Raw genomic sequence first — 20,110 nt, forward strand, 5'->3', positions numbered from 1 at the left:
CGGGGATGAGCACCAAGGACTTCATCGAGAAGGACTACTACAAGGTCCTCGGCGTCCCCAAGGACGCCACCGAGGCCGAGATCAAGAAGGCGTACCGGAAGCTCGCCCGCGAGTTCCACCCGGACGCCAACAAGGGCAACGCCAAGGCCGAGGAGCGCTTCAAGGAGATCTCCGAGGCGAACGACGTCCTCGGTGACCCCAAGAAGCGCAAGGAGTACGACGAGGCCCGCACCCTCTTCGGCAACGGCGGCTTCCGCCCGGGGCCGGGCGCGGGCGGCGGCTCCTTCAACTTCGACCTGGGCGACCTCTTCGGAGGCGGCGCCCAGGGCGGCGGTCAGGGGGCCGGCGGGTTCGGCGGCGGGCTCGGTGACGTCTTCGGGGGCCTGTTCAACCGGGGCGGCTCGGGCACCACGCGCGTGCAGCCCCGGCGCGGTCAGGACATCGACACCGAGGTCAGCCTCAACTTCACCGAGGCGATCGAGGGGGCGACGGTCCCGCTGCGCATGACCTCGCAGGCACCGTGCAAGGCCTGTTCCGGCACCGGCGACGCCAACGGCAACCCCCGGGTGTGCCCGACGTGCGTCGGCACCGGCCAGGTGGCCCGGGGTTCGGGCGGCGGCTTCTCGCTGACCGACCCGTGCCCGGACTGCAAGGGCCGCGGCCTGATCGCGGAGCACCCCTGCGAGGTCTGCCACGGCAGTGGGCGCGCCAAGTCGTCCAGGACCATGCAGGTCCGTATCCCGGCAGGGGTGGACGACGGCCAGCGCATCCGGCTGCGCGGCAAGGGCGCGCCCGGTGAGCGGGGCGGCCCGGCGGGCGACCTGTACGTCACGGTCCATGTCTCCGGGCACCCGGTCTTCGGCCGCAAGGGCGACAACCTCACCGTCACCGTGCCGGTGACGTTCTCCGAGGCGGCGCTCGGCGGCGAGGTCAGGGTTCCCACCCTCGGCGGCCCGCCCGTCACCCTGAAGCTGCCGCCGGGTACGCCCAACGGCCGCACCATGCGCGCCCGGGGCAAGGGCGCGGTCCGCAAGGACGGCACCCGCGGGGACCTGCTGGTCACCGTCGAGGTGAGTGTCCCGAAGGACGTGACGGGGAAGGCTCGTGACGCGCTGGAGGCGTATCGCGAGGCGACCGCGGGCGAGGACCCGCGGGCGGAGCTGTTCCAGGCGGCGAAGGGAGCTTGATCGAGATGGACGGCCGTCGACGCAACCCGTATGAACTGACCGAGGAGACCCCGGTCTACGTCATCTCGGTGGCTGCCCAGCTCTCCGGTCTGCACCCGCAGACCCTGCGCCAGTACGACCGCCTGGGCCTGGTCTCGCCCGACCGCACGGCCGGGCGGGGCCGGCGCTATTCGGCCCGCGACATCGAACTGCTCCGGCAGGTGCAGCAGTTGTCGCAGGACGAGGGCATCAACCTGGCCGGCATCAAGCGCATCATCGAACTGGAGAACCAGGTCGCCGCGCTCCAGCAGCGCGTCGTGGAGCTCCAGGCGGCCGTCGACGGCGCCGCGGCGGCGATGCAGCAGCGCGAGGCCGCGGTGCACGCCTCCTACCGGCGCGACCTGGTGCCGTACCAGGAGGTCCAGCAGACCAGCGCGCTGGTGGTGTGGCGGCCGAAGAAGGCGAAGGACTAGCGACACGTCTGTACGAAGGGGCCCGGAGGCGCAGACCTCCGGGCCCCTTCGCGTGGGCTCGCGGGTCAGCGGCCGACGAAGAACTCCAGCGACGAACTCTGGGCGCTGGGGCGCCCGTAGGGGTCCACGGCGTACACGGTGACCGTGCACGGGCCGTTGTACGGCGGCGTCCAGGAGATGTCGCCGGTGGTGGACAGCTGGGTGCCGCTGGCGCCGCAGGCGCCGTCGATCTCCCAGGAGTAGCCCTTCAGGACGCGGCCCTCGTCGCCCGCGCCGGGTGCGGCCGTGACCTTGACGGGGGAGCGGGCCGGGATCCCCGCCGAGACGAGCGTCAGGCTCGGCGCGGCCGGTCCGGTCTGGGTGACCCGACCCAGCCGGTCGACGGTGAGCACCTCGGAGGGCGCGGACTCGGCGCCCGTGCCGTCCACGGCGACGACGTAGTAGGACGCCTCGCCGGCCGGGGCGACGATGTCGTCCCAACCGCCGCCGCGGACGCTGCCGATGGCGCTGAAGCCGCCGTCGGTGCGGCGGTAGACGTTGTACTGGCCGGAGTCCTCGGGCAGGTCCCAGCGCAGCTCGGTCCGGTCGTCGTGGAGGGTGGCGGTCAGCCCGGTCGGGGCCGGTGTTCCGTTCGGCTCGGGGCGGGTGGCGGTCACCGGGGCGGAGGCGGGGGAGACGTTCCCGGAGCCGTCGACCGCGTGCACCCGGTAGACCCAGGCGGTGTCGGTCCCGGCGCGCACGTCGGTGAAGGACGTGCCGGTGACCAGGTCGGGTCCGTCGGCGTCCTGCTGTCCCTCGGGCGCGCCCCATACCTCGTAGTGGTGGATGTCCGCCGCGCCGGAGGCCTGCCAGGCGACGGTGTTGCCGGCGGTGGTGCCCTTCGCCGTGACGCCGGTGACCTGTCCCGGCGCGGTGCGGTCGACGGTGGTCACGCCCTGGTCCGCGGTGCCGGCCGAGGTGTTGCCCGCCCGGTCGTAGGCGCGCACCTCGTAGTAGTACGTCGCGCCCGTCATCGGCAGGGCGGCGTCCGTGTACGACGTCGAGGTGGTCGTCGCGAGCGGCGCGGAGCCGAACGACGTGCCCTTCAGCCGCCGGTAGACCCGGTACCCGGCGAGGTCCATCTCCTTGTTCTTCGCCCAGGTCAGCTTCGCCTTCCCGGTGGCCGTGTCGTACACCGGCGAAGTTCCCGTGGGCACCAGGGGCTTGACCTTGTCGACGTCGGCGGAGGTGCGCGGGGTGTAGGTGAACTTGACCTTCGCGGCGCCGGTGAAGTTCGCGTAGTCGATCCGGAGGCTGTGCCTGCCGGAGGGGATCGTGACGTTGACGGTCTTCTGCACCGTCGACGACACGTTCTTCCAGAGGTCGATCCTGCGGGTGCCGTCGAGGTAGACGCGGATGCCGTCGAGGCCGCTCGCGGTGAGCGCGAAGGGGCCGCCGGAGCCGAAGTCGCGGGTGACGCTCCAGCGGACGCCGAAGTCGTCCTTCGGCAGGCCGGATACGGGGGCGCCGCTCCAGCTCTGGTCGATCGCGCTGTCGCAGTCCGTCTTCTTCGCCGTACCGGAGAAGGCGGTGTTCCCGAAGAACTGGCGCTTGTAGACGGGCGAGGTGCAGGTGGTCGCCGCGGAGGCGGCGGAGGCGGACGCGCCGAGCAGAGCGCCCGCGGCGGTCGCGAGTACCAGTGTCGAAGCCGTCGTACGTCTGGCTGAGTTCATTCGATCCTCTGATCGGTCGAGGACGGCTGTTCGGAACCGTCGTGATCACGACTCGCGAGGTATCGGCTTGGTTGTACTGATCTTTGCCTGGCGATTGCCTGCCGTTGCATGGAGAGTCCGTAAAGGGTGTTTGGAGGCGTTTCCTTCATGTCTTCACAAGCCAAGCGGAGCGTGGCGTTGCGCACTCGTTAAGTAGTTCCGCTTGACGCCCGGGGGCGGCTGCGCGTTGGCTTTTCAGACATCCGGGCACCTTCAGGCGCCCGAGTCCCGTAGGCACCAGAAGTGAGCAGGCCTGTGAGCAGTCCCACGCGTCGTATCGCCATATCCGTGGCCGCGTCCACGATGACCCTGTCGCTGGCCGGGTGCGGCATGCTCGACGTGTCGGGGGACAGCAGTTCGGCGAGCCCGACGAAGGGCAACGACGTCACCATCGGCCTGTTGCTGCCGGAGAAGGCCAACACCCGCTACGAGGACTTCGACTACCCCATCATCAAGCAGCAGGTGGAGCTGCTCACCAAGAAGCAGGGCAGCGTCGACTACCAGAACGCCGAGCAGGACGCCAAGAAGCAGGCGAGCCAGATGCAGAAGATGATCGACGACAAGGTCGACATCATCCTGCTGGACGCCGTCGACTCGCACGCCATCGCCGGCGAGGTGAAGAAGGCCAAGGACGCCGGCATCCCGGTCATCGCCTACGACCGCCTCGCCGAGGGCCCCATCGACGCCTACGTCTCCTTCGACAACGAACTGGTCGGCGAGGTCCAGGGCCGCACCCTGCTCGACGCCCTCGGCGGCAACGCGGACACCTCCGACAAGGTCGTCATGATGAACGGCTCGCTCACCGACCCCAACGCCAAGCAGTTCAAGGCCGGTGCGCAGTCGGAGCTCAACGGCAAGGTGACGATCGCGGCGTCCTACGACACCAAGGACTGGAAGCCGGAGAACGCCGAGGCCAACATGACCCAGGCGATCGCCAAGATCGGCAAGGACAACATCGCGGCCGTCTACTCCGCCAACGACGGCATGGCGGCCGGTGTCATCGCCGCCCTGAAGAAGGCCGGCGTGACGAAGATGCCGCCCATCACGGGCCAGGACGCCGAACTGGCGGCCGTGCAGCGCATCGTCGAGGGCGACCAGTACATGAGCGTCTACAAGTCCTACCCGCAGGAGGCCGAGGCCGCCGCGCAGATGGCCGTCGCCAAGGTCCAGGGCCACGACATCCAGTTCGACGCCCTCACCCAGGACACCGTGGACAGCCCCACCGACAAGGACATCCCCGCCCAGCTCGTCACCGTGACCGCCCTGACGAAGAAGAACATCAAGCAGACGGTGATCTCGGACGGCATCTACACCGTCTCGCAGATCTGCACGGCGAAGTTCGCCTCCGCCTGCGCGTCGGTCGGGCTGAAGTAACCCCGAAGCGCACAGCGGCGGATATCCGCCATGAGACCCCGTCGGAGGCCCCTCCGGCGGGGTTCTTCACGATGCCCCCACAACTCCCCGGTACCACCGTCATCTTGTTGCAAGTCGACGTACGGAGGGTTGTCGATACCCGTACAAACCGGTGCTTTCTTTCGGCCGTGGCCGTCGAAGCCGTGTTGCGGAGCAGGGTGTGTCCGCGCATAGTTGCGCTGCGGAAGACGGCGGAACCGGGGGGTGGGATGAACGATGGCCGGGTACGGGGCGGACGCTCATCCACACGGTGCTGACCGACTGTGCGAGGCCGGGGACCGCGTGTACTCCCGGGCGGTGCGGCGCGGACGGGTCTCGCGGCGCGACGCCGAGCCGGTGCCCTGCCTGCTGGAGCTCGCCCTGCTGCACCCCGACCCCGACGACATGGACTGGCTGGTCCCGACCTCGCCGCAGGAGGTCATGACCCGGCTGCTGCGCGGGGTGTACGACGAGGTCAGCTCCAGCCAGCGGCGGGTGGGTTCGGCGGTGGCGGCCTTCGAGTGGTACGCCGGTCTCGGGCCCTCGCTCCAGCAGCCGGGCCCGGCCGAGGGCTCCGCGATCCGCGTCCTGGACGGGCTCTCCCGCATCCAGGCGGCCATGGACGAGGCGACGGAGGCCCTGCACCACGGAGGTCCTCACCGTCCAGCCCGGCGGCATCCGGCCGGAGCACGAGCTGACGGAGGGCCTGCACCGGGCGCTCGCCCTGCGCGGCCGGGGCGTGCGGATGCGCGACCTGTACACGCACGTGGCCCGGCACGGCCAGGGCCTGCTCAACTACCTGGAGCTGATGGGCGACGCGGTCGAGGCGCGCACCCTCGACGAGGTCATCGACCGCCTCATCCTGTTCGACCGCACGGTCGCCTTCATCCCCGCCAACGCCGATCGCACCCTGGCCCTGGAGCTGCGCCACCCGGCCCTGGTCGGCTATCTGGGCACCGTCTTCGACCGGCTGTGGCGGCTGGCCATCCCGCTGACCGCCCCCCTGCCCGACACCGGCATCGAGGGCATCTCCCATCGCGAGCAGTCCATCGCGGCGCTCCTGGCGGAGGGCCACCAGGACGCGGTGATCGCGGAACGGCTGGGGATAAGCGTGCGCACCTGCCGGGCGCACATCGCGCGGCTGTCGGAGACCCTGGGCGCGGCCAGCCGCACCCAACTCGGCGTCCGCATCGCCCAGGTGGGCCTGGACGGCCCCCGTCACCCCGCGGACGTCGCGCCGGTCACTCTTCCGGGTCAGGAATCCCGGACCGTCCGCTGAGCCTCCGGGAAGCCCGTACGGAGCCGTACGGGGCCCGGTCAGCTGTCGGGGTCGAGGATCCCCGACTGGGCGATCAGGTACCCGAGCTGGGCCCGGCTGCCGCTGCCCAGGACCGTGGCCAGCTTGGCTATGTGGGCCCGGCAGGTGCGGACGTTCATGCCCAGGCGGCGGGCGATCGCCTCGTCGACGTGACCCTCCACCAGGAGCTTGGCTATCGAGTGCTGGATGTCGGTGATGCCGTCGCGGGCGGTCTCGTACGGGGCGCCCGCGTTCAGCGGCACCGACCGCCCCCACATGAACTCGAACAGCCGCATCAGGTACCGGATCAGGCCGGGATGGCGCAGTTCCAGGGCGACCTGCTGGTCGTCCCTGGCGGGGATGAAGGCGACCGTCTCGTCGCAGATGATGAGGCGCTCCACCACCTCGTCGATCGTCCGGTATTCCACCTTGCCGTTGGCGAGCTGGGCGACGTACGCCAGCTTTTCCGGGCTGTAGCGGGCCGTGTGCTGGTACAGGGTCCGGATGCGCACACCACGTTCGATTAGTGGCTTGTCTCTCTCCAGCCCCTGGATGAGGGACTGTTCGGAGAAGCGGTCGTCGCTCGGCTGGATGGTCAGCATCTCGCTCCGGCACTGGGCCGTGGCCATGTTGAGGGCCGCGTTGATCCGCTTTCCGCCCTCCAGCACGGTGATCGAGTCGTCGGTCGCGGCGGCCTTGGCGCTCAGCGCCATGAACGGCTCGAAAGTGTCGGCGAGCTGAATGGACAGCCGCCGGCGTTCTGTGATGTCGCGCTCGATCGGGTAGAGCCGTTCGGCCAGCGCGGCCGACGGGGACACCGGCCGCAGCCAGTCCGCATCATCCGGATCCGGGTGGAGAAGGGCGAACTCGATCAGACAGGGAGCGGACTCCACGTCGGCTCGCGCGATCCGCCCCGTGCGCAGGGCGTTCGCATAGAGTCGGCCACCTTCCTCGCAGAGCTCGGTCACCGCATGGGGATGCGCCGCCTTAGTCTGATTTGCCACGAAATCTCCACCCCCCAGGGTCCTGAACATGCAGGAACATGATGCATCGATCCTGTGGCCATGACGTGCCTGAATGAGCCATCGTCTTATCCGACGGGGGAAGAGGAGACTTTCAAGTGAGGACGAAGCCGACCATGCGCAACAGAATGCTTCGCTCGGTGCTTGTGGCCGCCCTTTCCGCCGTTGTCGGACTCGTGGTGCTGGGCGGTTCTTCCGAAGCGAAGGAGAACACCCGAGCGGACTCCCACTGGCCGGCGGTCGCCGCGTCCACCGTGCTCGCTGACGGACCCGCACCGACGGTCGGCACAGACGACAGCGCCGGGAGCTGACGACGTGACCACTCCACCGGACGACCGTTCCTTCCGTAGAGAAATGGCCACCGCCTACCGATCGGGATGGCATTTCATCGACCTGGTCACCGCGATCCCCCACTCCGGTGACTCGTTGATGGTGACCGTCTTCGGCGAGCCGGTCGTCGTGACGCGGGACGAGGACGAGGACGTGCGGGCGTATCGATGTCTGCGGCGGCCTCGGGGGGCGCCGCAGCCCGTGCGATGTGCCGTCCGGTACGGAATGATCTTCGTCAACCTGGACCAACGAGACCATCGGCTGGTGGAACCCGAATCCCCCAACGTACGGACCATCTCAGCCACCCCCCGCAGTGCCTGACGCGATTCCCCCGTCGTAACAGATCGCTCAGGCGCTTCCCCCCGCAGCGGCGTCACCGTGACCTGAACACGGTGACGCCGCTGCAGTTTCCGGGCGACATGTCACGCCGTCGACGCAATCGTCCGGCGCGTCTCAGTGGCTGAAAACCGTCAGTCGCATCTCGTCAGCCACGCCCCATCGCCCCCGTCAGCCGGATCTCGATGACCACACGGTTCGGGTTCGGCGCCGGTGTGCGCTCGTAGCGCTCGGCGTAGCGCCGCTCGGCCTCCGCGACCCGCTCCCGCTCGGTCCGCACGACGGCCAGCCCCTCCAGCGTCGCCCAGCGCCGCCCGGCCACCTGGCACACCGCCACCCGTGCGCCCTCGGGTCCGGCCGCGAGCACGTTCGCCACCTTCGCGCTCGTCCTGTTCGTGATCACCCGCGCCAGCCGGGCCTCCGGGTCGTAGGTGACCCCCACGGGCACCACGTGCGGGCTGCCGTCGGGGCGCGGGGTCGTCAGCGTGCACAGGTGCCGTTCCCGCCAGAAGGTGAGATACGAGGGGTCGGGGGCACCGGGATCCTGGGCGTATGTGGCCATGCCTGGAAGGTAGCCCGTCTCACCTTGAGTGGAATAGACTCAACTTTGTGTACGTTGCTCTAGTCAGTGCGGACGACGGCTGACGCCAGGAGGAGAACGCGAACGTGGACGCCGAGCTGACCAACCGGAGCCGGGACGCCATCAACGCGGCCGGCAACCGGGCCGTGACCGAGGGGCACCCCGACCTGACCCCTGCTCACCTGCTCCTTGCTCTGCTCCAGGGGCAGGACAACGAGAACATCGTCGATCTGCTCGCCGCCGTGGACGCCGACCAGGCGGCCGTGCGCGCCGGCGCGGAGAAGGTGCTCGCCTCGCTGCCCAGCGTGACCGGCACGACGGTCGCGCCTCCGCAGCCGAACCGCGACCTGCTCGCCGTCATCGCGGACGCGCAGGCCCGGGCCCGGGACCTCGGCGACGAGTACCTGTCCACCGAGCACCTGCTGCTCGGCATCGCCGCGAAGGGCGGCGCGGCCGGTGACGTACTGTCCGGCCAGGGGGCCACCGCCAAGAAGCTGCAGGACGCCTTTCAGAAGGCGAGGGGAGGACGCCGGGTGACCACCGCCGACCCGGAGGGCCAGTACAAGGCCCTGGAGAAGTTCGGCACCGACTTCACCGCAGCGGCCCCGCGAGGGCAAGCTCGACCCGGTCATCGGCCGGGACCACGAGATCCGCCGCGTGGTGCAGGTGCTGTCCCGCCGTACGAAGAACAACCCCGTCCTCATCGGCGAGCCCGGCGTCGGCAAGACCGCCGTCGTCGAGGGGCTCGCGCAGCGGATCGTCAAGGGCGACGTGCCCGAGTCGCTGAAGGACAAGCGGCTGGTCGCGCTCGACCTCGGCGCGATGGTCGCCGGCGCCAAGTACCGCGGTGAGTTCGAGGAGCGGCTGAAGACCGTCCTGGCCGAGATCAAGGACTCCGACGGCCAGATCATCACCTTCATCGACGAGCTGCACACCGTCGTCGGCGCGGGCGCCGGCGGCGACTCGGCCATGGACGCCGGCAACATGCTCAAGCCGATGCTGGCCCGCGGCGAGCTGCGCATGGTCGGCGCGACGACCCTCGACGAGTACCGCGAGCGGATCGAGAAGGACCCCGCCCTGGAGCGCCGCTTCCAGCAGGTACTGGTGGCCGAGCCCACGGTCGAGGACACCATCGCGATCCTGCGCGGCCTCAAGGGCCGTTACGAGGCCCACCACAAGGTCCAGATCGCCGACAGCGCGCTGGTCGCCGCCGCGACCCTGTCCGACCGCTACATCACCTCCCGCTTCCTGCCCGACAAGGCCATCGACCTCGTCGACGAGGCGGCCTCCCGGCTGCGCATGGAGATCGACTCCTCGCCCGTCGAGATCGACGAGCTCCAGCGCTCCGTCGACCGGCTGAAGATGGAGGAGCTGGCGCTGGAGAAGGAGACCGACCCGGCCTCCCGCGAACGCCTGGAGAAGCTGCGCCGCGACCTCGCCGACCGCGAGGAGGAGCTGCGCGGCCTGACCGCCCGCTGGGAGAAGGAGAAGCAGTCCCTCAACCGTGTCGGTGAGCTGAAGGAGAAGCTGGACGAGCTGCGCGGCCAGGCCGAACGGGCCCAGCGCGACGGCGACTTCGACACCGCCTCCAAGCTGCTGTACGGCGAGATCCCGTCCCTGGAGCGGGACTTGGAGGCCGCCTCGGAGGCCGAGGAGGAGGCCGCCAAGGACACCATGGTCAAGGAGGAGGTCGGCTCCGACGACATCGCGGACGTCGTCGCCGCCTGGACCGGCATCCCGGCCGGCCGTCTGCTGGAGGGCGAGACCCAGAAACTCCTGCGCATGGAGGAGGAGTTGGGCAAGCGGCTGATCGGGCAGAAGGAGGCCGTGCAGGCCGTCTCGGACGCCGTCCGCCGCACCCGCGCGGGCATCGCCGACCCCGACCGCCCCACCGGCTCCTTCCTCTTCCTCGGCCCGACCGGCGTCGGCAAGACCGAACTCGCCAAGGCCCTCGCCGACTTCCTCTTCGACGACGAGCGGGCCATGGTCCGCATCGACATGTCCGAGTACGGCGAGAAGCACAGCGTCGCCCGGCTCGTCGGCGCGCCTCCCGGCTACGTCGGCTACGAGGAGGGCGGCCAGCTCACGGAGGCGGTGCGCCGCCGCCCGTACAGCGTGGTCCTGCTGGACGAGGTCGAGAAGGCCCACCCCGAGGTCTTCGACGTGCTGCTGCAGGTGCTGGACGACGGCCGCCTGACGGACGGTCAGGGACGCACGGTCGACTTCCGCAACACCATCCTGGTGCTCACCTCCAACCTGGGCAGCCACTTCCTGGTCGACCCGCTCACCAGCGAGGAGGAGAAGAAGGAACAGGTCCTGGAGGTGGTCCGCACCTCCTTCAAGCCGGAGTTCCTCAACCGTCTCGACGACCTGGTCGTCTTCTCCGCGCTGACCAAGCCCGAGCTGGAGCGCATCGCCAAGCTCCAGATCGAGCGGCTGGCCAAGCGGCTGGCGGAGCGCCGCCTCGCCCTGGAGATCACCGACGAGGCCCTGGCCTGGCTCGCCACGGAGGGCCTGGACCCGGCCTACGGCGCCCGCCCGCTGCGCCGCCTCGTCCAGACCGCCATCGGCGACCGGCTGGCCAAGGAGATCCTGGCCGGCGAGATCAAGGACGGCGACACGGTCCGGGTGGACGCCTTCGGCGACGGCCTGATCGTGGGCCCGGCCACGGGCAAGACGCTGTAACCCGTCCGCAGCGCTACGGGCCCGTCACCCCACCGGGTGGCGGGCCCGCCGCGTGTCACACCTCGGTCATGGCGAGGTACAGGACCACGACGCACCAGACGGTGAACACCAGGCACCCCAGCCACAGGGTCCACAGCAGCAGACGTACAGCCTTGGGCAGTGCTTTGGGTGCGGTCACGGAGGGATCATCGCACCGGCGGGGTACTCGCAGCGGGCGGTGCCGGCAGACGCATCGTGTCAGCCGTGGGCTGACAGGACCGTCGAGGCTTGCCACCACCCGCCCCGCATGGGGGAGGATGGCGGCATCCGTACGAAGGGAAATTCACGGTGACCATCGACCCGTCCTCGATTCCGAACTTCGGGGGCCAGCCCGAGCCGCAGCCCCAAGGACCGGCGGGCCCCGTCGTCCCGGATCAGGACCTCGTGAAGCAGCTCCTCGACCAGATGGAGCTCAAGTACGTCGTCGACGACGAGGGTGACCTCGCGGCGCCGTGGGAGCAGTTCCGTACGTACTTCATGTTCCGCGGCGAGGCGGACCAGCAGGTCTTCTCGGTGCGGACGTTCTACGACCGCCCCCACAAGATCGACGAGAAGCCGCAGCTGCTGGAGTCCATCGACGACTGGAACCGGCGGACGCTGTGGCCCAAGGTCTACAGCCACACGCACGACGACGGCACCGTCCGGCTGATCGGCGAGGCGCAGATGCTGATCGGCACCGGCGTCAGCCTGGAGCACTTCGTGTCCTCCACGGTCAGCTGGGTGCGCGCCGCCATCGAGTTCGACAAGTGGCTCGTCGAGCAGCTCGGCCTCGAGCAGGAGGTCAACGAGGCCGAGGGCGAGTCCGGGGACGACGAGGAGTAGGTCTCCCCGGAGACGCCCGCTACAGAGGCGTGTGGGCGATCACGACCAGATACGCCCCGTAGCCGAAAGAGAGCCCGGCCAGGGCACCGACCACCACGGTCGCGTGCCAGGGCCGGGCTCTGGCCGTACGGACCAGGGCCCGGGCGAGGGGGATCAGCAGCGGGAAGGCCGGCAGCAGGAAGCGCGGCTTGGACTCGAAGAAGCCGGAGCCGCCGACGGCGATCACCAGCAGCACCCCGCTGTACGCGAGGAGCGGGAGCGGGGCGCGGTCGGCCAGCAGCAGGGCGAACAGCAGCACACCGGCAGCGACGATCAGCAGCGCCATCGGGAAGACGAAGCGGTCCCCGTGCAGCAGCAGCCGCCGGACGAACAGCAGCGCCCCCCGCCCGAAGTCGAACCGCGACCCCCACTGCCGCTGCACCTCGAAGTACCCGCCGAGCGGGCCCCCCGTCCGCCGCCCCACCCACAGCACGTACGCGCTCCAGCCGAGCGGCGCGAGCGCGGCGCCCGTCCACAGCCTGTGGGAAACCTTTCCGCGCCGCCGCCCCACCTCGCAGGCCGCCGCCGCGAGCACCGCCGCCGCCACCGCGCACCCGTTGGGCCGGGCCAGCCCCGCCAGCGCGGCCAGCGCGCCGGCCCACACCCACCGGCCGGTGAGCACCGCGTACAGCGACCAGGCCGCGCACGCGGTCAGTACCGGCTCGGTGTACGCCATCGACAGCACCACCGAGTGCGGCAGCAGGCCCCACAGCAGGACCAGCGCGGTGGCGACGGCCCGCCCGTGCAGCCGTGCGCCGACGGCGTGGATCCCGCAGGCGGCCACCGCCGCGGCCGTCCACGACACGACCAGCCCCGCCGCGCCGCCGCCGAGCGGGAGCACGCTCGTCACCGCCCGCACCAGCCCCGGATACAGCGGGAAGAACGCCAGGTCGCTGTAGGCGACGCCCGGGCGGGGGCGCAGGATGTGGCCGTATCCGTGCGCGGCGATCCCCAGGTACCACCGGGAGTCCCAGGAGCGCCCGAGCAGGGTGAGGGCGCCGTGCCCCGCCGCCCGGGCGACGAGCGCGAGCACGGCCGTGCCGAGCAGCCGGGCGGCGAGGAACAGCCCGAGGGCCGTGACCGTCGCGACGAGGGCGGAGTGCCGCGCACGGTCCTTCGTGCCGGGGGCGGGCTCGGTGAGTGAGGGGCGGGTGAGGATGCTGACGTGGGTCACACCGGAACATTGCAGGGCGAAACGGGCGAAAGCGAGCAGGAGGCGTCCGGGCGGGTACGGATGCGCCGGGCCCGGCGTGTCGGCGTGACGCCCCTCAGGCGAGCGTCTTCAGCCGCTGCACCGCCTCCGCCAGCACCTCGGTCCGCTTGCAGAACGCGAACCGCACGAACGGCGCCCCCGCCTCCCGGTGGTCGTAGAAGACCGCGTTCGGGATGGCGACGACTCCGGCGCGCTCCGGCAGGGCCCGGCAGAAGGCGAAGCCGTCGCTCTCGCCGAGGGGGCGGATGTCGGTGGTGAGGAAGTACGTGCCGGCCGTGCGGAAGACGTCGAAGCCGGCGTCCTTCAGGCCCGCCGCCAGCAGGTCGCGCTTGGCCAGCATGTCCTCGCGGAAGGCGGTGAAGTACGCGTCCGGAAGGGCCAGGGCCTCGGCGACCGCGTACTGGAACGGGCCGGAGGAGACGTAGGTCAGGAACTGCTTGGCCGAGCGCACCGCCGCGACCAGCGGCGGCGAGGCCGTCACCCAGCCGACCTTCCAGCCGGTGAAGGAGAAGGTCTTGCCGGCCGAACCGATGGTGACCGTGCGGTCGCGCATGCCCGGGAAGCCGGCCAGGGGCAGGTGCTCGGCGTCGTCGAAGACCAGGTGCTCGTAGACCTCGTCCGTGACGACGAGCAGGTCCCGCTCCACCGCCAGCTCGGCGACCGCCGCGAGCTCGGCGCGGGTGAGGACCGTGCCGGTCGGATTGTGCGGGGTGTTGAGGAGCAGCAGCCGGGTGCGGTCGGTGACGGCCGCGCGCAGTTCGTCGAGGTCGAGGCGGAAGCTGCCCTCGTGCGGCCGGAGGGTGACCGGCACGCGGGTGCCGCCCGCCATCGCGATGCAGGCCGCGTAGGAGTCGTAGTACGGCTCCAGGGCGATCACCTCGTCGCCGGGCTCCAGCAGCGCCAGCAGGGACGCGGCGACGGCCTCCGTGGCGCCGGCCGTGACCAGGACCTCCGCGTCGGGGTCGTACGACAGCCCGTACCACCGCTGCTGGTGCGCGGTGATCGCGGTCCGCAGCTCGGGCACGCCGGGGCCCGGCGGGTACTGGTTGCCGCGGCCGTCGCGCAGGGCCCGCACGGCGGCCTCCCGGACCTCCTCGGGGCCGTCCGTGTCCGGAAAACCCTGACCCAGGTTGATCGAGCCGGTCCGCAGGGCGAGGGCCGACATCTCCGCGAAGATCGTCGTCCCGAACTCGGCGAGCCGGCGATTGAGGAAGGGGCGGGTGCTGGAGGTCATGCGGGCCATCCTGCGCCGAAGCCGCGGGGTTCCTCAACCGTGCGCGGGCGCGAGCGGCACGATGTTCACGGCCCGGTAGTCGTAGCCGTCCTGCTGGAAGCCGGGGGCCTCCCACCGCAGCTCCACCGGCTGCCCGGGCGACAGCGTGCGGAACCCTTCCATCTGGATGTCGGAGTAGTGGCCCCAGCAACCGCCCGGTGTCTCGGGGGAGTCGAGGACGCCCCACCCTTCCTCGTCGCGCCATTCGCGCACAGTCGCCGTCACCATGGGGGAACCCTACGGTTCTTCCGTGCCGGCACGGGGTGCACGGGGTGCCAGGACCACCACCGCGGTCTCGTGCGGCCGGCGTGCCGCGTAGGCGTCCAGGTTCTTGTCGATCTCGCGCCACCGGGCCCACAGCCGCGACAGTTCGTCGCCTGCCGCGGCGTGGGCGCGCACGAGCCGCCGCCCGTCCACCAGATCGACGCTCGCGTCCGGGTGCGCCCGCAGGTTGAGCCACCAGGCGGGCTCGCCCGCGCCCCACCCGTTCATCGCGAGCGAGACGAGATCGGGACCGTCCTCGAAATAACCGATGATGACACCGCGCCGCCGGCCCGTGCGGCGGCCGGTGGTGGTCAGCCGCAGCGCGCCCCAGCCGTCGGCGCGCGGCCGCCACAGCGCGAACCGGCCTCCTAAGACCCGGTACAGACCTCGGTGCGTGGACCAGGCCAGACGGATGAACCAGCGTGGTGGCAGCCAGGGCGTCCTCGCCCGCCGCTCGACCGACATGGCGACCTCCTCGGGCCCGGCCGGCTCCGGTCACCCCCGACGCTAACCGCGGCCGGCGACGGCCGGTAGAGCCGAACGGCCCGCCGTCCGCGCCGGACGACAGCCGTGGACAACCCTCTGAACTTCCTCAACTCTGCTTTGGCCGCCGACGCCCCCGGGCATCCCCCCGGCACAGCAAGCGAGGCGCCCACGGGGGGCCGCTTCGGGGGACTCGGAAGGACGGTGACGCCATGCTGACCGGCCTCATCGTGGTGGCGATCCTGCTCCTGTTCGTGGGGGTCGTCGTGAAGGCGGCGCGCAGGAGCCCGAGGAACGCGTACGCCAAGCGGTCGTACGGCCGCGGCAGCCGCAGCAGTTGGTGGGCGGGTGACGCGGGCGGCGGCGCTGCGTCGTACGACTCGTCCTCGGGTGGCCACCACTCCGGTGGACATCACCACTCCTGCGGGGGCGGCCATTCGTCGTGCGGCGGTGGGTCGTCCTGCGGCGGCGGCTCGTCCTGCGGAGGCGGCGGATGCGGGGGAGGCAACTGACGGCAGGCGGCGGTCCTCCGTGAAGGGGGATCCGCGCCCGCGCGAAGGAGCGCCCGCCGGGGCACGCACCCGGCGGGCGCCCGCATGCTCCGCCGCGCGCCCTGGCCGCCCTGGCGTACGCCCTGGTTGAACAGTTGAGCTGTGGAGCCCTCTGAGGGATGGAAACGCCACGAAGTTGGGTAAAAACGCTGTGGCGGCGCCACTGTTCATGATTCCCTCTAAATCACCAACACGGCCCCTCGGACGTCCTGCGGACACCTCCTGACCTTCCGACTGGGCTGACCGGGCCGATCCCCCCACAGTCGCCCGGGTGTACCGGACCCCACTCCACCCTTTCTTTGCGTGCTTGCGGAGCCGATCCATGCTCACGACCCTGAACACCTCGTACACCGACACGCGCGCGGCCGACCTCGCCTGGGCCCTGGGGCGTGAGCCGCTTCCCGCACTGGCGACGCTCGACCTCGAACTGACCGGAACCAGATTGCAGTTGAGACTCCTGGGCGCGTCCCACCAGGTCATCCTGGAGGAGGAGCGGGGCATCTGCTCGGAGACGGTGGCGTGCATCCCCGGCAGCAGCACCCCGCTGCCGCTCGGCGTGGCCAAGCGCGTCGACGACTGGGAGTACGAGTTCGCGGCGCGGGTGGAGGTCCTCTCGCCGGGCTCCTTCGCGGGCCGCGCCCAGGAGTTGCTGGACCTGGTCTCCGACCATCCCCACGGCCTCGCGGGCGTCTTCCCCGGCAGCCCGCACGCCTTCACGGCGCTGCTCGCGCAGTGGCACGAGGGACAGGTGCTGTGGCGGACCTGGCACGCCTACCCGCAGGACGGGCAACTGGTGGCGACACGCACGCGCGTGGGCGTCCGCGTGCCGGTGCCGGCCGCGGACGTCAGCATGTCGGGCGTTTGAGGGCGTCAGATCCACACGTGTGGGTGACGAACCGTGATGTCTCCGTGACGTAACGTCGCAGTTGTGATCGAGCCGCACGCTCCAGCCCCGCCGAGCCCCCCACCCCCGTGGGCGGTCCCCGCGCGGCTTCCCGTGCGTGCGGCCACCGGCCGGTTCCTCGTCCTCGCGTGCGTCTTCGTCTGCGCGGCCTGCGGACTGGTGTACGAGCTCGAACTCGTCGCCCTGGCCTCGTACTTGATCGGCGACTCGGTCACCCAGGCCTCGGTCGTGCTGTCCGTGATGGTGTTCGCCATGGGCATCGGCTCGCTGGCCGCGAAGCGGCTGCGCTGGCGCGCCGCGGCCGGCTTCGGCGCCATCGAGGCGACCCTCGCCCTGGTCGGCGGCTGCAGCGCGATGGCGATGTACGCCGTCTTCGCCTGGACCGGCGACTGGGGCGGCCTGTGGGCGGACGGCCCGCGCTGGCTGCTGGTCGCCTTCTCGCTGACCATAGGCCTGCTCATCGGCGCCGAGGTGCCGCTGCTGATGGAGCTGATCCAGCGCATCCGGCGCCAGGACGCGGGCGGCGCGGTGGCGGACCTGTTCGCCGCGGACTACGTCGGCGCGCTCGTCGGCGGCCTCGCCTTCCCGTTCCTTCTGCTGCCGCAGCTGGGCCAGTTGACCGGCACCCTGATCACCGGCACCGTCAACGCGCTCGCGGGCGGCGCCCTCGTCCTCGGCCTGTTCCGCCGCGACCTCAGCCGCCGCGCCCGCTGGACGCTGCTGATCGCCAACCTCACCGTCCTCGGCGTCCTCGCCTCCGCGGCCGCCCTGGTCGACGACTTCGAGCGGGCCGCGCGGCACGCGGTCTACGGCGCCGACGTACGGGTGGCGCTGCGCAGCGGCGTCCAGGAGGTCGTCCTCACCGGCGGCACCCACGGCCGCCCCCTCCACCTGTTCCTCGACGGCCGCCTGCGGGTCAGCGGCCACGACGAACGCCGCTACCACGAGGCCCTGGTCCGGCCCGCGATGAACGGCCCGCACGCGCGCGTCCTCATCCTCGGTGGCGGCGACGGACTGGCCGCCCGCGAGGTGCTGCGCCACCGGGGCGTGCGGCGCGTGGACGTCGTCGAAGCCGACCCGGGAGTCGTCCGGCTGGCCCGTCACGACCCGGCCCTGTCCGCGCTCAACCGCCACGCCTACGACGACCCACGCGTGCGCGTGGTCACCGCCGACGCCTTCCACTGGCTGCGCACGGCACGCGGCGGGGCGTACGACGTCGTCGTCTGCGACCTGCCCGACCCGGGCATCACGGCGAGCACCAAGCTCTACTCCGAGGAGTTCTACGGCCTGGCCCGCCGGGTGCTCGCCCCCGGCGGGCGGCTGGCGGTGCACGCCGGTCCGCTCTCCGTCCGGCCGCACGGGTTCTGGACGGTCGTCGCCACCCTGCGCGCCGTCGGCCTGCACACCGTCCCCTACCGCGTCGGCGACCGCGACGCCGGTCCCGCCGCGGGCCCCGAGCGCATCGCGGGCGCCCTGCGCGCGCCTCCCGACTGGGGCTTCGTGCTGGCCGCCGTCCGCGCCGGCCCGCCCCTCGGCCTCGACGCGCACGCGCCGCCCCCGCGCACCCTGACCCGCGCCTCCCTCGCGGCGGACGCCCGCGCGGCGGCCCGCACCCGCCTCACCGGCCTGCCGCCGTCGACGCTGGTGCACCCGCGGTACGCGAACTGACGCCCGGACGGGCTCGAACCGGTCACCAGGGACGCGGCCGATGCGGAGTCCGCGGACCGCCTGAGTCGGGGCTGGTGGTGCATGGGGAGCGACCCGTCCCGGCCCGTCCGGCGGCGGACCCGGCGGCCCTCGCGACGCGCGGTCACTTTCGACCAACAAGGGTGCATGCGCCGACGTCCTGGGTAGGCTCCGTCGTCATGGAGCATGAGGTGTTCGTTCCGGTTGCGGTCCAGCGGCTCGAGGAAACCCTCGCCGACCCCGCCAGGGTCGCCCGGGCCGTCCCCGGCCTCCAGCAGGACGCCGGTGCCGAGCCCGTCTCCGGGCGGCTGAAACTGCGCGTGGGCAGCCACTCCGTCACCTACCGGGGCAGCGTGCGGATCACCCGGCTGGACGACGGTTCGTACGCCGCCGAGGGCGACGCCGTCGAGGCCCGCGGCACCGGCTCGGTCAAGCTCGCGCTCACCCTGCGCCTCGAGGAGGCGGAGGGCGGCTCCCGGCTGGCCTTCGGCGGCACGGCCTCCGCGGACGGCCGGCTCACCGAACTGCCCGCCGACGCGGTCACCTCCGCCGTACACCGCCTGCTGAACCGTTTCGCGGAGCAGCTGGCCGCGGTCGCGGAGGAGGGGCCGCAGGAGCCGGAGCCCCTGGTCACGCAGGACTTCGAGGCCAAGGCGACCAGCGACTTCGACACGACCCCGGACGCCGACGACGCCGCCGCGCCCATGCCGGGGAGCGCCCGCGGCCGGGAGGCCGCCCCCGAGCCGGCGGACGCCACCGGACCGCCGGCCGAGGCCGCCCACGCCCGCCGCACGATGATCGGCCGCAGCGCGGAGGAGGTCGACCACGCCCCGCCGCGCGGCCGGTACGCCCCCGTCCCCGTGCCGCAGACGGTCGCCGCGGGCTCCCCGCTGCGCTGGGCGGCCCCCGCCGCGGCGCTCGCCCTGGCCTCGGCGATCGTGGTCGGCAGGGCCCTGCGCAAGCGCCACTGAGGAGGCGCGTACGGCGGTCTTGATCGCCCCAGTAGGGTCGTCCCGTGAGTAACGAAGACATCACGCTGACCGCGGGCGACGCGGAGGTGACCGTGCAGCCCGGCAACGGCGGCCGGGTCGGTGGGCTGCGCGTCGGGGGCACACAACTGCTCAGGCAGGGGGAGCGGTTCGGCTGCTTCCCGATGGTCCCCTGGTGCGGGCGGATCAGAGACGGGCGGTTCCGGGACGGGGCGACCGTCCATCAGATGCCGCTCAACTCCCCGCCGCACGCCATCCACGGCACCGCACGCGACGGCGCCTGGACCGTGGCGCGGGTGGGCGCGGACGAGGCCGTCCTCACGTACGACCTCGTCGACCCCTGGCCCTACTCCGGCCGCGTCACCCAGCAGGTCGCCCTCACGCCGGACGCGCTGACGCTGACGATGGGGGTGGAGACGTACGACTCCTCCTTCCCGGCCCAGATCGGCTGGCACCCGTGGTTCAACCGGAACCTGGGCGGCGAGGACGTGCGGCTGGACTTCGCGCCCGCCTGGCAGGAGGAGCGCGGCGACGACCACCTGCCGACCGGCGGCCGGATCGAACCGAGGCCCGGTCCCTGGGACGACTGCTTCGGCATGCCCGGCGGCGTCGACGTCACCCTCACCTGGCCCGGACAGCTGGAGCTGAAGGTGGCCAGCCGGGAGGAGTGGGTCGTGGTGTACGACGAGCAGGAGGCCGCCGTCTGCGTGGAGCCGCAGACCGGGCCGCCCGACGGTCTCAACACCCTGCCCCGCCAGGTCACGCCGCTGGAGCCGCTGGAGGCGACGACCACCTGGACCTGGCGCCGCCTTTAA

18 protein-coding genes and 2 pseudogenes are annotated in these 20,110 nt (G+C 71.6%); 12 read left to right on the top strand and 8 right to left on the bottom strand.

Annotated elements, in window-relative coordinates:
- Nucleotides 1-5 precede the first annotated feature (5 nt).
- Nucleotides 6-1,187, top strand: coding sequence for a molecular chaperone DnaJ (gene dnaJ, locus LN251_RS15050; RefSeq protein WP_383676568.1), 1,182 nt, complete (start codon nucleotides 6-8; stop codon nucleotides 1,185-1,187).
- A 5-nt stretch (nucleotides 1,188-1,192) separates the two neighbouring features.
- Entirely contained in the window at nucleotides 1,193-1,639 is a 447-nt protein-coding gene (locus LN251_RS15055) for a heat shock protein transcriptional repressor HspR (RefSeq protein ID WP_142153912.1), read from the top strand.
- Nucleotides 1,640-1,704: 65 nt separating this feature from the next.
- On the opposite strand, the gene LN251_RS15060 is transcribed toward LN251_RS15055, so the two are convergent.
- Entirely contained in the window at nucleotides 1,705-3,351 is a 1,647-nt protein-coding gene (locus tag LN251_RS15060; protein ID WP_458244879.1) for a fibronectin type III domain-containing protein, read from the bottom strand.
- Between the two features lie 294 nt (nucleotides 3,352-3,645).
- On the opposite strand from LN251_RS15060, the gene LN251_RS15065 reads away from it, so the two are divergent.
- Entirely contained in the window at nucleotides 3,646-4,764 is a 1,119-nt protein-coding gene (locus LN251_RS15065; protein WP_458244880.1) for a sugar ABC transporter substrate-binding protein, read from the top strand.
- A gap of 255 nt (nucleotides 4,765-5,019) precedes the next feature.
- Nucleotides 5,020-6,061: pseudogene (locus LN251_RS15070) on the top strand (LuxR C-terminal-related transcriptional regulator).
- Between the two features lie 38 nt (nucleotides 6,062-6,099).
- Here the strand turns inward: LN251_RS15070 and LN251_RS15075 are convergent.
- Nucleotides 6,100-7,113, bottom strand: coding sequence for a helix-turn-helix transcriptional regulator (locus tag LN251_RS15075; protein ID WP_362984267.1), 1,014 nt, complete (start codon nucleotides 7,111-7,113; stop codon nucleotides 6,100-6,102).
- Between the two features lie 342 nt (nucleotides 7,114-7,455).
- Here LN251_RS15075 and LN251_RS15080 point away from each other — a divergent pair, with 342 nt between their 5' ends.
- On the top strand, nucleotides 7,456-7,752 hold the full coding sequence (locus LN251_RS15080) for a Rieske (2Fe-2S) protein (protein WP_058924153.1): 297 nt from the start codon (nucleotides 7,456-7,458) through the stop codon (nucleotides 7,750-7,752).
- A gap of 163 nt (nucleotides 7,753-7,915) precedes the next feature.
- Here LN251_RS15080 and LN251_RS15085 read toward each other — a convergent pair whose 3' ends face one another.
- Nucleotides 7,916-8,329 (bottom strand): pyridoxamine 5'-phosphate oxidase family protein, encoded by a 414-nt coding sequence (locus LN251_RS15085; RefSeq protein ID WP_058924152.1) that lies wholly within the window; start codon nucleotides 8,327-8,329, stop codon nucleotides 7,916-7,918.
- Between the two features lie 104 nt (nucleotides 8,330-8,433).
- Here LN251_RS15085 and clpB point away from each other — a divergent pair.
- Nucleotides 8,434-11,032 (top strand): annotated as a pseudogene (gene clpB, locus LN251_RS15090) (ATP-dependent chaperone ClpB).
- A 55-nt stretch (nucleotides 11,033-11,087) separates the two neighbouring features.
- Here the strand turns inward: clpB and LN251_RS15095 are convergent.
- A complete protein-coding gene (locus tag LN251_RS15095) occupies nucleotides 11,088-11,210 on the bottom strand; it encodes a hypothetical protein (RefSeq protein ID WP_362984272.1) in 123 nt (40 codons plus the stop codon).
- 149 nt (nucleotides 11,211-11,359) lie between these two features.
- On the opposite strand from LN251_RS15095, the gene LN251_RS15100 reads away from it, so the two are divergent.
- Nucleotides 11,360-11,893 carry a YbjN domain-containing protein gene (locus tag LN251_RS15100; RefSeq protein WP_058924150.1) on the top strand — a complete coding sequence of 178 codons (534 nt, stop codon included), beginning with the start codon at nucleotides 11,360-11,362 and terminating at the stop codon, nucleotides 11,891-11,893.
- A 19-nt stretch (nucleotides 11,894-11,912) separates the two neighbouring features.
- Here LN251_RS15100 and LN251_RS15105 read toward each other — a convergent pair whose 3' ends face one another.
- From LN251_RS15105 to LN251_RS15120, 4 genes are all read right to left on the bottom strand, one after another.
- Entirely contained in the window at nucleotides 11,913-13,106 is a 1,194-nt protein-coding gene (locus LN251_RS15105) for a hypothetical protein (RefSeq protein ID WP_458244881.1), read from the bottom strand.
- 94 nt (nucleotides 13,107-13,200) lie between these two features.
- Nucleotides 13,201-14,388 (bottom strand): pyridoxal phosphate-dependent aminotransferase, encoded by a 1,188-nt coding sequence (locus tag LN251_RS15110; protein WP_458244882.1) that lies wholly within the window; start codon nucleotides 14,386-14,388, stop codon nucleotides 13,201-13,203.
- Nucleotides 14,389-14,412: 24 nt separating this feature from the next.
- Complete coding sequence (locus LN251_RS15115; RefSeq protein WP_458244883.1) at nucleotides 14,413-14,646, bottom strand: cold-shock protein; 234 nt, start codon at nucleotides 14,644-14,646, stop codon at nucleotides 14,413-14,415.
- A 9-nt stretch (nucleotides 14,647-14,655) separates the two neighbouring features.
- A complete protein-coding gene (locus LN251_RS15120) occupies nucleotides 14,656-15,147 on the bottom strand; it encodes a nitroreductase/quinone reductase family protein (protein WP_458244884.1) in 492 nt (163 codons plus the stop codon).
- 230 nt (nucleotides 15,148-15,377) lie between these two features.
- On the opposite strand from LN251_RS15120, the gene LN251_RS15125 reads away from it, so the two are divergent.
- From LN251_RS15125 to LN251_RS15145, 5 genes are all read left to right on the top strand, one after another.
- Complete coding sequence (locus tag LN251_RS15125) at nucleotides 15,378-15,677, top strand: hypothetical protein (RefSeq protein ID WP_458244885.1); 300 nt, start codon at nucleotides 15,378-15,380, stop codon at nucleotides 15,675-15,677.
- A gap of 361 nt (nucleotides 15,678-16,038) precedes the next feature.
- The gene (locus LN251_RS15130; protein WP_458244886.1) at nucleotides 16,039-16,581 is read left to right on the top strand and encodes a DUF2617 family protein; all 543 of its coding nucleotides are present in this window, start codon (nucleotides 16,039-16,041) and stop codon (nucleotides 16,579-16,581) included.
- Between the two features lie 63 nt (nucleotides 16,582-16,644).
- Complete coding sequence (locus LN251_RS15135; protein WP_458244887.1) at nucleotides 16,645-18,288, top strand: polyamine aminopropyltransferase; 1,644 nt, start codon at nucleotides 16,645-16,647, stop codon at nucleotides 18,286-18,288.
- A 197-nt stretch (nucleotides 18,289-18,485) separates the two neighbouring features.
- Nucleotides 18,486-19,277, top strand: a complete 792-nt coding sequence (locus LN251_RS15140) for an SRPBCC domain-containing protein (RefSeq protein WP_458244888.1) — start codon at nucleotides 18,486-18,488, stop codon at nucleotides 19,275-19,277.
- Between the two features lie 44 nt (nucleotides 19,278-19,321).
- On the top strand, nucleotides 19,322-20,110 hold the full coding sequence (locus LN251_RS15145; RefSeq protein ID WP_458244889.1) for an aldose epimerase family protein: 789 nt from the start codon (nucleotides 19,322-19,324) through the stop codon (nucleotides 20,108-20,110).

The sequence above is a fragment of the Streptomyces sp. MAI_2237 genome (assembly GCF_054189285.1).

Excerpts from the sequence above, each read along its gene's own strand:
- LN251_RS15130 (WP_458244886.1), top strand. The coding sequence starts at position 16,039 with ATGCTCACGACCCTGAACACCTCGTACACCGACACGCGCGCGGCCGAC.
- LN251_RS15140 (WP_458244888.1), top strand. The coding sequence starts at position 18,486 with ATGGAGCATGAGGTGTTCGTTCCGGTTGCGGTCCAGCGGCTCGAGGAA.
- LN251_RS15060 (WP_458244879.1), bottom strand. The coding sequence starts at position 3,351 with ATGAACTCAGCCAGACGTACGACGGCTTCGACACTGGTACTCGCGACC.
- LN251_RS15085 (WP_058924152.1), bottom strand. The coding sequence starts at position 8,329 with ATGGCCACATACGCCCAGGATCCCGGTGCCCCCGACCCCTCGTATCTC.
- LN251_RS15125 (WP_458244885.1), top strand. The coding sequence starts at position 15,378 with ATGCTGACCGGCCTCATCGTGGTGGCGATCCTGCTCCTGTTCGTGGGG.
- LN251_RS15120 (WP_458244884.1), bottom strand. The coding sequence starts at position 15,147 with ATGTCGGTCGAGCGGCGGGCGAGGACGCCCTGGCTGCCACCACGCTGG.
- LN251_RS15075 (WP_362984267.1), bottom strand. The coding sequence starts at position 7,113 with ATGTTCAGGACCCTGGGGGGTGGAGATTTCGTGGCAAATCAGACTAAG.
- LN251_RS15115 (WP_458244883.1), bottom strand. The coding sequence starts at position 14,646 with ATGGTGACGGCGACTGTGCGCGAATGGCGCGACGAGGAAGGGTGGGGC.
- dnaJ (WP_383676568.1), top strand. The coding sequence starts at position 6 with ATGAGCACCAAGGACTTCATCGAGAAGGACTACTACAAGGTCCTCGGC.
- LN251_RS15080 (WP_058924153.1), top strand. The coding sequence starts at position 7,456 with ATGGCCACCGCCTACCGATCGGGATGGCATTTCATCGACCTGGTCACC.
- LN251_RS15055 (WP_142153912.1), top strand. The coding sequence starts at position 1,193 with ATGGACGGCCGTCGACGCAACCCGTATGAACTGACCGAGGAGACCCCG.
- LN251_RS15110 (WP_458244882.1), bottom strand. The coding sequence starts at position 14,388 with ATGGCCCGCATGACCTCCAGCACCCGCCCCTTCCTCAATCGCCGGCTC.